The following is a 12,311-nucleotide window of genomic DNA, read 5'->3' as shown; positions in this document are numbered from 1 at the left end:
CACGGCACTTATCTCGTGTGTAAATTTTAAATTATACATAAAAACGAACAACTAAGTAAGCGCTTTAAATTTCATCACAGATTATTTTTTAATGACACCCGGCATTTAAATTTGCTAACTGCTCAAGGGAGGCGGCGTAGAATTTCGTCGAATTTCATCCAGGCAATCGAGATAGAATTCTGTCCTTAGCAAACGAGATAAAATTTTATCCAAGGCGAGTGAGATAAAATTACGCGTCTTGCCTCAAAAATTTATCAAAATTTAAGTGGGGGGGGGCTATTATAATCAAAAAATTTTAAACGGATTTGTAAGCGAATCCGGTGGAGGAGGCTCAAAGATCGTAAGTTATCAAACGGCAAGAGTGGCGGTGGCGAGAAGCCCTGAAATCATAAATTGTAAGGAGAAAATATGAAAAATAAAATTTTAATCGCAGCGTTTGCCGCTGCGGCTTGCGTTAGCGTAGGCTCTAGCGAGGGTTTACTTTTAGGCATCGAGGGGGATTACTCGTTTAAATCTAGTCTTACAGCCAAATGGTCGGAGGATGGAGACTCTGGCACCGTTAAAGATCATAAGGGGCAAGCTGCGATAGGTTTTAAAGCTGGCTATGATTTTGGTATAGCTAGAGCATACGGCGAGTATATGTATGACTTTAAGGTTACAAAAAATGGTAGTGATGAGGATGGAGATTTTAAACACTCTTGGAATAAGCATAGCTTGCTAGTAGGCGGAGATTTTACGCCTGAGATTACGAATAGCTTTAGGCTAGTAGCGGGCGCATATACGGGGGTTTCGTTTTTGAAATACAAAGATTCGTATAATGACTTCAGCGGCGATAGTGACTCTATATCAAAGACAGTACCAGGCTGGGTCATCGGTGCAAGGCTGGGCGGGCTATATAGCTTTGATGAGCATAATGAGATCGAGTTTGGCTACAAAGCGGACTACACGAGATACAGGGCTAGTAAGCTTGGAGAAGGCGTAGACAAGGTGTATGAGACTAACCATGGAATTTATCTGGGGTATAACTTTAAATTTTAAAAATTCTAACGTACTGGCGCAAAGGATGGGGCGAACGAACTCCCGCTCCATCCATTTTAAATTCCAAATAATTATTAGACGTCAAATCGCAGGATTGTTTAATCCGAAATTTGCTAGCAATTCAGATGCAATTATATGATAATCAAGGGTGCTGCTGGTACTAGACATCAAATTTTACCCGCTTGCGCATATAAAATTTAAAATTTTTAAAAATATCATTACGCAAGCTTAATTTCCTATTTTTAGTGTTATCTGTTAAGCGCTTAAATTGATGGAATTTATGAAATTTTACTCAATCTGCTTTTTTCTAAGAATCGTTATATTTTCAAGTTGAAAAAGCGGAATTTTATCAATGTCTCCATTTGCCATTTTAAATTTGTTTCATAATTGCTTCGTATATCTCACGACTCCTAGCTTGAATCCGACGCAGAAATGCCATAAAATCATTAAAATTTGGTTGGTTGCCATAGGCAAAATTCTAAGCGAGCACGTAAAAGGATTGCGTCTTAATGCTGGCCGATCTAGAGATGGATTCGCCTGTTTGCTTTATGGAAATCTCGCATTTATAACTTTTTGAGATTAGCGCTAAATTTTGCGGTAAAATTCTAAAAATTACTACACCTAAGAATTTTACCGTTTTAAAGCATTAAATTTTACGATTTTGATGTTAGCCGCAAGCGTAGAATTTTGCCTTTATAAATTCATGGTAAAAGCAGTGGCGCTTGTTCTTGCGGATTTAGATACCAGATTTATCCACAAGCGCTACGCTTTTACTAAAATTTTATCTTTATCAAAATTTTAAAATTTCAATCGCTGTTTTTAAAGTGCTTCGGCGCAAACATAAATTTCTAGCCACTTCGCTATATTTTGTAGGCCCGTTCGGAGCTTTAAAATAGCAAGCCACGTGTCTGCTATTTGCCAAAAACCCTAGCGAAAATCGCGTCCACGTTTTTGGTGTAATATCCGTAGTCAAAGCACTCTTTGATCTCGCTTTCGCTTAGCTTTTCTCGTAGCTTTGTATCTGCTAGCAGATTTTGCAAAAATAGGCTATGCCCTTGCTCATCTATAGCTTTTTTGCCCTCTTGCAGATCCGCCCAGACCTTCATCGCATTACGCTGCACGATTTTATAAGCATCCTCTCTGCTAACTCCTCGTTTAGGCAGCTCTAGCAGTACGCGCTGCGAAAACACGAGCCCACCGGTTAAATTTAGATTTCTCATCATATTTTCGGGATATACGAGCAGTTTTTCGATCAAGCTCGTCAAGCGATTTAGCATAAAATCAGCAGTTATAAAGCCATCAGGGAGGATAAATCGCTCGACCGAGCTATGGCTGATGTCGCGTTCGTGCCATAGCGCTACATCCTCCATCGCGGGTATTGCGAAGCTGCGGATCATACGGCATAGTCCCGTTACGTTTTCGCTAAGCACAGGATTTCGTTTGTGCGGCATCGCAGAGCTGCCCTTTTGACCTGGGCTAAAAAATTCCTCTGCCTCATAAACCTCGGTGCGTTGATAGTGGCGAATTGCGATAGCGATCTTTTCGCAGCTGGAAGCCAGGATCGCAAGTGCGCTCATTACCTGCGCGTAGCGATCGCGCTGGATGACTTGATTGGATGCGGGAGCGGGCCTTAACCCCAAATATTCGCACACTAGCTCTTCCAGCTCTAGTGGAGCGTGGGCGAAATTCCCCATCGCACCGCTTATTTTGCCGTAGCTGATAACGCTTTTTGCGTGTTGCAAAAGCTCTAGCGCGCGATTTATCTCATCATACCAGACCGCAAGCACGAGTCCGAAAGTGATCGGCTCGCCGTGGATACCGTGGCTGCGCCCGACCATCAGCGTCATTTTATGCTTCATGGCTTGAGATTTTATCGCGGCTTTTAAATTTTGCACATCCTCAATGATAAGCTCCATGCTTTCTTTGATTTGTAGCGCGACGGCGGTATCGATGCAATCGCTGCTAGTCATGCCGTAATGCACGAAGCGGCTCTCCTGCCCAAGGCTCTCACTCACACTCGTTAGAAATGCAATCACGTCGTGCTTGGTGGTCTTTTCGATCTCATCTATCCGCTCGATCTTAAAGCTTGCGTTTTGTAGAATTTTATCTTTATCGCAGTCGCTTATTAGACCTAGTTTATTCCACGCCTTAACCGCCGCAAGCTCGACTTTTAGCCACGCGTCGTATTTGGCTTGCAAGCTCCATTTTTCAGACATCTCTTTTCTTGCGTATCTTTCGACCATTTTAGTAGCCTTTCGGTTAGAATTTCTTGTATAATGACGGTAAAAATTATATAAAAATGGGGCTGAAAGTTTAATATGGGTTATGAGAAAAGAAGCTTGGGAAGCTTTGAGGGGCGCAAAATTTACGAAATTCTGCTTAGCCTCGGGTACGATATGAAATCCGCGCAGCGCATCTGTGACAAGCATCGCGTAACCGATGCAGAGGATCAGAATTTGCATAAAAATTCCGTCGCGCACGGAGAAATTTTTTTGATCGATTACAAATGCAAGCCGCGCGGACTGAAGCCGATCTTTGAGTGCGATGCGTTTGCGGCATTTGACAAACCGAGTGGAATTTTAAGCCATCCGAGCGGGCGCAACTCGCCTTATAATATGTATGACGAGATCTGGTCGCTATACGGACAGGACGCGTGCGTGGCGCACAGGCTCGATCTTGAAACCAGCGGAATTCTTATCGTCGCCAAGGATAAAGACGCGGCGCGCGAGCTTAAAGAGTGCTTCGAACAGCGTAGGGTGATGAAAAGCTATCTAGCGCTCGTGCAAGGGGATTTGCAAAGTGCTGCTTGCAATGGCGAGATAGAGAACTGCTATGTGCTAGGTTCGTATGAAATTTGCGGATCAAAATTTGCGGACGATGCTGTGAGTTTACCAGATAACGTGTCGGATCTGCGCGATACACTAGCTCTAAAAGGAGTAGGCAATAAATTTGGATTTAATATCTTGTCTAATAGTGCGAGTAGGAGATTATGGTGCGATGCTCTATCTGACGGCATGCAAGCTAAATTTGAATCTGGCGCTCCTACTGGCGATGTTGGCAGCGGATCTGAATTTGATGACTTATCCTGCGGCGTGAGCGATAAGCTTAAACCCGCTATCGCGATGAGTAGCGCGGATAACGGACATAAACCTTGCGCCTTATCTGTGGCTAAATCTTTGCCAGCTACTTCTAAGGGCTGTGTAAATTTGAAAAAATTTGAGCCTGCAAAATACGCAAAATTTAGCGAAAAACTGAAATTTTTAAAGGATTTTGAGGGGTTCGTGATTGATGCTCCGATCGCTCCTAGCGACGAGTTTGCCGATCTTAAAATTCGTATGAAAATATCGCGCGACGGTAAGGAGGCGATCACGCTGATACGCCCGCTGCGATATTTCTGGGACATAGACGCTAGCCTGATCGAGTGCTATCCGCTGACGGGTAGGCAGCATCAGATCAGGCTGCATCTATTTGCCGCGGGTGCGCCGATATTGGGAGAGCCGCTGTACGGGCTTTCGCGCGAGCAAGCGGAGTGGATATTGGATAAAAAGATGGATGAGACAGAGCGGATCAGAACGACGGGAGCGCCGAGATTGTTGCTACACGCGAATGCGATTTGCTTTAAACTGAGCGGCGAACGATACGAGATAAAAACCGAATTTGACGCCGCAAGAGAGTTTTATAATCTCGCGAAAATCGGTAAAATTTAAGCAACTCAATAAAATTTTGAAGCGGCGATGATTATTTTTATGACGAGGATTTTGCTTTTGCTGGTTTTTATAAAATTTTGTGCTTACAACGGCATTAATTTATTAATTTCTCATCTATAGTTATTTGAAAATTTTAAGACGATTTTATTTTGCGATAGCTATAATTCATAATTAGAATATTAGTAATTTTGAATAAAGGATGAAAATGTTGTGGTGGGAAAAAACAGTAGAGTATTATTTTGTAAAGCAGTGCTTGTTGGACATCGACATAGCTCCACTTGATGGTGATGTAGAAAAAATAGGTGATGCCTTAACACACAACAATGGGAAGTTTTTACTTATAGAGTTTAAAAGGGCATTCGAGAATTTATCCTCAGAAAAGAGAAAATATGCAGATTGGGAAAAAAGCGCTAAGGCCATAAAAGCATATAATTCAACTTGGCTAGACAACGGGTTTCATATATTTATTTTCGGTAGCGAAAATTACGGTAAATTTGAGCTCAGAGCGCATAAATATTGGATGCTTCAAGATAAGTTGGGTGGCAGTATAAAAGATTTTAAATCTGGTGTTGATTCTTTTAAAAAATACAATCAAGAACATGGAATATTTAAAAAAGAATTTGACGAATACGCTAATTTCCTATTTAAGCAAAAGGGTGGGGTGGGAAGCTCTGTTAATTTAGAAAGCTCGGCATTAATAGCAAGCATGGGGAGCAAAACGGTAGTTGCTTCTTTTGGGGAATATTGCAAGGGGGTGCTTAATTTAGAAAATAGTAAAAAACAAGAACATACCATAAATATAACACCACCAAGTAGAGGTATGAGTTTTAGACGGTAATTATTAATGACTTTGATATCTATAGTATAAAAACTTGAAATATGAGGACAAGTAAGAGCTGAGGATTGCTTTAGTTATTTGTTTTGAATAATTGCAAGTTTTAGTATATAATATAGAAGTTGAATGGCGGCATATATTTGTGGTATGCTAGAAATTTTATAAACAGCAAAGAGAGAATGCTATATTCCTCATTGTATTGATAAAATTCTATATCTATTTATTTGTGCAATCATAATTATAGATTGGTATGAAATTTGATCGATAAAAATTTGCGTAAGATTGAGCTATGACATCTAATTTTTATTTGGCTCAATTAAACTTAAGCGGATTTTCTCTTATCAATTTCAATAGTTTCTGATATAGGTTTTCCTGTATAGTTTTAGTATTATATCTAAATTCACATTCTTTAAGATGAAGCAAAAAATTCTCTTTCTTGATGCCTTTAAATTTAGATAATCTATGTTTGGCGTATCCCCAGAAGTTTTCTATACCGTTTATATGATTTTTACCATTAGCAAATTCATTCTTAGAATGCTTTACTCTGTAGTGAGCCTTAGCTCCGTAATCCACTAATCCATCATAAGCTTTCCAACAATCAGAATAAATCACACTCTCATCTAATTCGCTAAATTCCGATAATATGGGTATTAGTTCATTTGCAGAGCAGTTTTTAACTATCTGGGTATAGACCTTGCCATCTCTTTTAAGCATACCGAATACCGGTTGCTTTCCGCTTGCTCCTCTACCTCTCTTACCTCTTACTCTTTTAGATCCGAAGTAGCTTTCGTCAATCTCTATTTCACCGCTAAATTTGCTTATATTTTCACATTCTTGAGACATAAGAATTCTGATATTTTTTAGAATTTTGTTGATGGAAATTCTAGAAATCCCGGTTAAATTTGCTATTTTAGTAGCCTTTATATCCTCTGCAAAATACTTTAGAATTTCTCTAAATTTCTTCTGCGAAATTCGGGAACGAATTATATACTTGTTTTTCATCGGCAGGATCATAGTTAAAAACTCCTTTGAAAGTTTTTAACTTATCTTGAGCCATTTATTATTTCGGCTTCTTGCGTTTACATATAGTAAAAGTAATAAAGAAAAATGCGTAAAATTTAGCCTAAAAGTAACTATAAAAATTTGTTTTATGCTTTAAAATTTGGTTTATTTTTTCAAATAGCCATAAACGCCACTTCTGCTTCGCCGATATTAATGACTTCGCCTTTGCGCGTCATCACGCCTAGACCGTGCTCCATGTCCCACGAGCAGCTAAACTGAAAGCCGATTTTCGCGCCGTCTAGGATATAGATATTTTGCAGCTCCAATAGTTCGCTAAGCTCCTGCGGCGTAGCGACGTCAGGCATGAAATCGCTTTTCGTTTCGCTCGGATAGTCGTAGATCTCCTGCCATTTTGGGTAGTTTTTTAAAATTTCGCTTAAGATGCCCGTTAAAATTTCTTCCTGATTTTGCTTTACAAACTCTAGCGCGTCCGATTGTGCGCGATTCGGCTCGCCCGTCTCTTCGCTATCTTCATCTAAAAAGGTGCAGCAAAACTCGCCTTCTTGCTCTAAAGCTTTACTGAAATACTCCAGTCGCAGCGGGAAACTAAAGTCCTCGTATTCCTCATCTTCAAATTTAGGAAAAATTTTAGGCTCCGCAAGACGTGCATTAAAAAACTCCGCGACCTTTGGGCCGCGGGTGAAAAGATACTCCTCGTTCGCTTCGTAGCTTTTGCGCAAAAATTTAAGCGCCTCCTGCTCTGCTCCGCACTCGAGGCAGCATTCGCCTTTGTAATAATCGCTTACGTAGGGTGGATTTTCATTACTTCTGGCGTGCTTGTCCATCTCGCCTAGCCAGCGCAGCATATTTGGGGCGTTGCGTCCATTTGTACTCATTTACCATGCGCGCCGCGTAGATGTATGAGGCATAGACGCGGTATTTCTCATCGTCCGCCTCCGCCCATTTTTGCCTCGATAAAGCGGATAATTTCCGCCTTTGTAATCTAGGATTTTTTAAGCAGCGATCTGTTTAAGAAGACGCCGATCTCCTCTTAATAAGACGCCGATCTCCTCCATTATTTTTGCGCGTTTATTCCTACTCCTTTATAAATTTTTTGCCGATTTGATTTTTGATCTGGAAATATTAGTCGATTTTTTTTATCTTTTTAAAATTTTATCCATATTGACGCCATTTTGATCTAAAATTTTATCTTGCTCGTTTCTTTGTTTAAGCTGTCCGCACGCCGCGCTGATATCTAGCCCCTTGCTCTGGCGGATCGTACATGTTATGCCGTGCGCGCATAGATAGTCTTGAAATTTCACCATATTTTCAGGGCTTGGTCTGCCAAAGCTCGAGCCTTCGTGCGGATTAAAATAGATCAGATTTACTTTTGCGCGGATGCCGTGCAGAAGCTTCACTAGCGTTTTGGCATCGCTTGGGCGATCGTTTACGCCATCGATCATTAGGTATTCAAACATCACGCGCTTTCGCAGATCGATTGGGAACTCGCGCACCGCCTGTATGATCGATGCGATATTGTAGGCGCGATTTATCGGCATTAGTTTTTCACGCAGTTCGTCATCCACTGCATGCAGCGAGATTGCAAGCAGCACGCCAAGATCCATTTCGCCCAGCTTTTTTATCTGCGTAGAAAGTCCGCTCGTACTTATCGTTTGGCGACGCGGCGCTATGGCGAGTCCGTCGTTTTCTTTTAAAATTTGCACGGCTTTGGCAACGTTGTCTAGGTTATTAAGCGGTTCGCCCATCCCCATATATACGACATTGACGCGGCGCTCGTACGGGATCGCGTTCATTTTCTTGATGAGCCAAATTTGAGCCACGATCTCGCCTGGAGTTAAATTCCGTACGAAGCCACCTTTTGCTGTCAAGCAGAAGCTACAGCCAATTTTACAACCCACTTGCGAACTTACGCAGATTGAGTAGCGCGCGTGTCTTACAACTTTTTCGTTTTCATCTCGCAGCTCATCCTTCATCGGCAGCAGGACACTTTCTATCGTCTTGCCATCTTTGAGAGCGAAAAGGTATTTGATACTGCCATCACTACTTGTTTCGGATCTGACGTATTCAAGTGGATCTAAATAAAAATTTTGAGCTAAACTTTGACGGATCTCTTTTGGTAGATTTAGCATTTGTGTGAAGTCATCCACATTCTTTTTGTAAATCCATTCGTAAATTTGCTTGGCTCTAAATTTCGGTTTGATGAAATTTTCAAGCTCTTTCATCGTAAAATCAAAGATATTTTTCAAATTAATGCCTTAGTTTTTAGATATTTAGTTAAATTTTCTTTTGCGGCGGCGTGATTTTTTAAAAAATCCGTGTGAGCATTTGAATCGCAGAAATTCGTTGTACAAAAAATTCCAGAAGCGGGAATTTGAAATTTTTGTGCCACCTTGAGAACTGCAAAAAATTCCATATTTTCTAAAAAATAACCTCGCTCAAAGAATTTTAGCGCAGATTTTTTATCGGTCGTGATAAAATTTGAGCTATTGGTTATTGTTTCATATGAAACATCGGCAGAATTTCTAGCTATAATTTCATAGCTAATCGGAGAGTATGAAAGCTCATAAAGCGCCGATATCTCACAGTTTGCAGCCGATCTGCTTTCATAAATTTTTAGAATTTTACCTTCTTTATATAGCCCTGCAGAACCCACGAAAATGATTTCACTCGGCAAGCTTTGCCTATTTTCGCATAAAAATTTAGTCAAATTTATACTCATATCCACTAGCCCTATGCCCATAGGCAGGGCAAAATCAAAAATTTCATTTCGTCCAGCAGAGATTATCATTTACGCATTCACGCTTTCATTATTTTCTCTAATCATAGCAAAATGACGATAAATTTAAGGCTAAATTTTGAAATTTTATCGTGGTAAATTATCTGATAAAATTAAAATCAATTTAAGCAAATATCTATGAGAACTGTACTCTTACCTTCCGTAATCGTAGTAGCGCAGGTGGCGGGTAGAAGATGGAAAAGTATTTAAAAAAGCTTATGATTTAGCTAAAACGAATAAATTTTATCTAAGCAAAATAATACTTGTCAAAAAACTTGCAAGATGATGATGGGTTAAAATAAAACTGTTTAGTTGCCTTGACAGCTAAACTTGAGTCACGTAGTATAAATCTGACTAAATTTACAGTCTTACTTCGATGCCTTGCTCCTGCAGATACGTTTTTAGCGCCTTAATTTCGATCTCTCTAAAGTGAAAGATTGATGCTGCCAAGCATGCGTCTGCGCCCGCTAAAAATGCGTCCTTAAAATGCTCCATTTTGCCCGCACCGCCGCTTGCGATCACGGGGATATCAAGCTCGCTAAAAATCCGCGTCAAATTTAACTCAAAGCCGTTTTTAACGCCGTCGCAGTCCATCGACGTGAGTAAAATTTCGCCCGCACCGCGCTCCTGCGCCTCTTTTGCCCAGGCAAGTGCATCTTTGCCGGTATCTAGCCTACCGCCGTTTATAAAAACGCTATAGCCGCAAGGCTCGCCGTTCCCAGCTAAAATTTCATCCTGCGAGCTGCGTGAAGTCTCTCTAAAATTCTGTGCTTCGTTGCGTAAATTTGCGTTCAAATTCCGTGTCGCGCCGCATAAATTACCGCTTGAAATTTCATTCGAATTTCGTTTCGCATCGATCGCAACTACGACGCACTGCGAGCCGAATTTATTCGCCGCTTCGTCTATCAAATTCGGATTTTTTATCGCGGCGGAGTTGAGGCTTATTTTGTCGCAGCCGACGTTTAGCAAGCGCGAGATATCATCGATCGTGCGTATGCCGCCGCCCACGGTCAGCGGGATAAAAAGCTCGCGCGCGACCCGTTCTACGACGTCCACGATCGTATCGCGCTCAAGGTGCGACGCCGTAATGTCGAGGAAGCACAGCTCGTCTGCGCCCTCCTCGTTGTAGCGCTTGGCTATCTCGACCGGATCACCAGCGTCCACGAGACCTACGAAATTTACACCCTTTACCACTCGTCCGTCTTTGACGTCTAGGCACGGGATTATGCGTTTTGCAAAATGATTCATCGCTCTTCTTTAGCTAAAATTTCGCTTTATTTTAGCTAAATTTGACTTATCTAATCATTACATAAGATATTTTTGGGTAAAATCGGCGAAATTTAGGAAAAAAATGAAAAATATCAAAGCAAAAAAATGCTTCGGACAAAATTTTTTACACGACGAAGCGACGCTAAACAAAATCATCCAAGCGATTCCCAAAGATACGCAAAATATCGTTGAGATTGGGCCTGGCTTAGGTGATTTGACATTTAGAATTTTGCGGATTTGCGGCGTAACTAGCTACGAGATAGATACCGAGCTTTTTGCGTTGCTACAGAAAAAATTCGCAAACGAAATTCAAAACGGACGATTGAAACTTTTTTGCAAAGACGCGCTGGATCAGTGGAGCGAAAGCGGCTTAAACGATGAGCCGTATTTTTTAGCGGCAAACCTGCCCTACTACGTTGCTACGAAGATGATCCTAAATGCGGTCGAGGACGAGAAATGTCGCGGCCTGGTCGTGATGATACAAAAGGAAGTCGCGCTCAAATTTAGCGCGAAAAGCGGCGATAGAGATTTTAGCTCTTTGGCGATTTTAGCCTCGCTTCAAGGTAGCTGCGAGCTACTTTTTGACGTGGATGCGAGCTGCTTTAACCCACCGCCGAAGGTGACTTCCTCGGTTATAAAACTGCAAAAAAGTAAAAATTTAATAGGCGAAACGGGCGTATTTAAGAGTAAATTTGAATACGAAAAATTTAAAACTTACCTCAAAATCGCCTTTAGCGCGCCTAGAAAAACGCTAATGAAAAATTTGAGTTCAAGCTACGAGAAGTCTGAACTCGAGCAAATTTTCAGCATGCTAAATTTGAGCGCAAACATCCGTCCGCATGAGCTAAATGTCGATCTTTATCTAGAAGTATTTAAAAATTTAAAGGAAGATAATGAACGACAAAAACGAAGAAAAAGCGGTAGTTTCTCAGGGCAAGAGCAATAAAAAGCGCAGATTTCGCCCGAGAAATAAAAATAAGCAAGAAAATTTAGACCAAAACACGCAAAACGGCGAGCAAAAAGCTAGCCAAAGTGTGATAGATAATTTCTTTTTAGAGCCTTTTGACGGCGGCGAACAGCATGCCCAAAACGGCGAGCAAGCTAATACTAACAAACAAAACGGTAAAAGAAATCGTAGTAAAAATGGCAAACAAAACTCCCAAAATAGCGCGCAAAGCGAAAACAAAAACGCTAACAAACAAACCGCAAACGTCGAAAATCAAACGGGCGAAGCTAAGCCGAAAAAACAGCGAAAGCCGAAGAAAAATTTACCTGCCAAGCTAAGCGGAAACGAGCAGTGGCAGCAAGATATAGCTAGCGCTATGGAGGCAAACAAGGCCGTCCACGAACTGCGCCTGGAGCCGATGAAATACCTAAACTCGACCGATCACAGGATCCGCATAACGCCTCTTGGCGGACTAGGCGAAATCGGCGGAAATATGACCGTATTTGAGACCGACACGAGCGCGATCATCGTGGATATTGGCATGAGTTTTCCTAGCGAGAGTATGCACGGCGTGGATATCCTGATCCCTGACTTTGACTACGTGCGCAAGATAAAAGATAAGATAAAAGGCGTCGTCATCACGCACGCCCACGAGGATCATATCGGCGCGGTGCCATACTTTTATAAAGAGTTTAAATTTCCGATTTACGCCACGCC

General features: G+C 41.4%; 11 protein-coding genes. 5 read left to right on the top strand and 6 right to left on the bottom strand.

What is annotated here, in order from left to right:
* Window positions 1–408: 408 nt before the first annotated feature.
* The gene (locus tag Q0369_RS02385; protein WP_298095481.1) at window positions 409–1,038 is read left to right on the top strand and encodes a hypothetical protein; all 630 of its coding nucleotides are present in this window, start codon (window positions 409–411) and stop codon (window positions 1,036–1,038) included.
* 911 nt (window positions 1,039–1,949) lie between these two features.
* Here Q0369_RS02385 and purB read toward each other — a convergent pair.
* A complete protein-coding gene (gene purB, locus Q0369_RS02380) occupies window positions 1,950–3,281 on the bottom strand; it encodes an adenylosuccinate lyase (protein ID WP_298095478.1) in 1,332 nt (443 codons plus the stop codon).
* 75 nt (window positions 3,282–3,356) lie between these two features.
* On the opposite strand from purB, the gene Q0369_RS02375 reads away from it, so the two are divergent.
* Together Q0369_RS02375 and Q0369_RS02370 are read left to right on the top strand one after the other, a co-directional pair.
* Window positions 3,357–4,745 (top strand): RluA family pseudouridine synthase, encoded by a 1,389-nt coding sequence (locus tag Q0369_RS02375; protein ID WP_298095475.1) that lies wholly within the window; start codon window positions 3,357–3,359, stop codon window positions 4,743–4,745.
* 205 nt (window positions 4,746–4,950) lie between these two features.
* Window positions 4,951–5,583 carry a hypothetical protein gene (locus Q0369_RS02370; protein ID WP_298095472.1) on the top strand — a complete coding sequence of 211 codons (633 nt, stop codon included), beginning with the start codon at window positions 4,951–4,953 and terminating at the stop codon, window positions 5,581–5,583.
* Window positions 5,584–5,892: 309 nt separating this feature from the next.
* On the opposite strand, the gene Q0369_RS02365 is transcribed toward Q0369_RS02370, so the two are convergent.
* The 5 genes from Q0369_RS02365 to hisF form a co-directional block, all read right to left on the bottom strand.
* Window positions 5,893–6,594: an IS1595 family transposase gene (locus Q0369_RS02365; RefSeq protein WP_298095469.1), complete on the bottom strand. Its 702-nt coding sequence runs from the start codon at window positions 6,592–6,594 to the stop codon at window positions 5,893–5,895.
* Between the two features lie 161 nt (window positions 6,595–6,755).
* On the bottom strand, window positions 6,756–7,478 hold the full coding sequence (locus Q0369_RS02360; RefSeq protein ID WP_298095467.1) for a hypothetical protein: 723 nt from the start codon (window positions 7,476–7,478) through the stop codon (window positions 6,756–6,758).
* A 261-nt stretch (window positions 7,479–7,739) separates the two neighbouring features.
* Window positions 7,740–8,849 carry a 23S rRNA (adenine(2503)-C(2))-methyltransferase RlmN gene (gene rlmN, locus Q0369_RS02355; protein ID WP_298095465.1) on the bottom strand — a complete coding sequence of 370 codons (1,110 nt, stop codon included), beginning with the start codon at window positions 8,847–8,849 and terminating at the stop codon, window positions 7,740–7,742.
* On the bottom strand, window positions 8,846–9,391 hold the full coding sequence (locus Q0369_RS02350) for a purine-nucleoside phosphorylase (RefSeq protein ID WP_298095462.1): 546 nt from the start codon (window positions 9,389–9,391) through the stop codon (window positions 8,846–8,848). The genes rlmN and Q0369_RS02350 overlap by 4 nt, the downstream gene beginning before the upstream one ends.
* 348 nt (window positions 9,392–9,739) lie before the next feature.
* Window positions 9,740–10,627: an imidazole glycerol phosphate synthase subunit HisF gene (gene hisF, locus Q0369_RS02345; RefSeq protein ID WP_298095459.1), complete on the bottom strand. Its 888-nt coding sequence runs from the start codon at window positions 10,625–10,627 to the stop codon at window positions 9,740–9,742.
* A gap of 103 nt (window positions 10,628–10,730) precedes the next feature.
* Here hisF and rsmA point away from each other — a divergent pair, with 103 nt between their 5' ends.
* Window positions 10,731–11,594 (top strand): 16S rRNA (adenine(1518)-N(6)/adenine(1519)-N(6))-dimethyltransferase RsmA, encoded by an 864-nt coding sequence (gene rsmA / locus Q0369_RS02340; RefSeq protein WP_298095457.1) that lies wholly within the window; start codon window positions 10,731–10,733, stop codon window positions 11,592–11,594.
* The coding region (locus Q0369_RS02335; RefSeq protein ID WP_298095455.1) for an MBL fold metallo-hydrolase at window positions 11,542–12,311 on the top strand (770 nt) is incomplete at its 3' end. The genes rsmA and Q0369_RS02335, both read left to right, overlap by 53 nt.

It is taken from the genome of uncultured Campylobacter sp., from assembly GCF_938030685.1.
Classification (GTDB): domain Bacteria; phylum Campylobacterota; class Campylobacteria; order Campylobacterales; family Campylobacteraceae; genus Campylobacter_B.
Note: the sequence above shows the minus strand (reverse complement) of the source record. Positions and strands in the feature narration are given on the sequence as shown.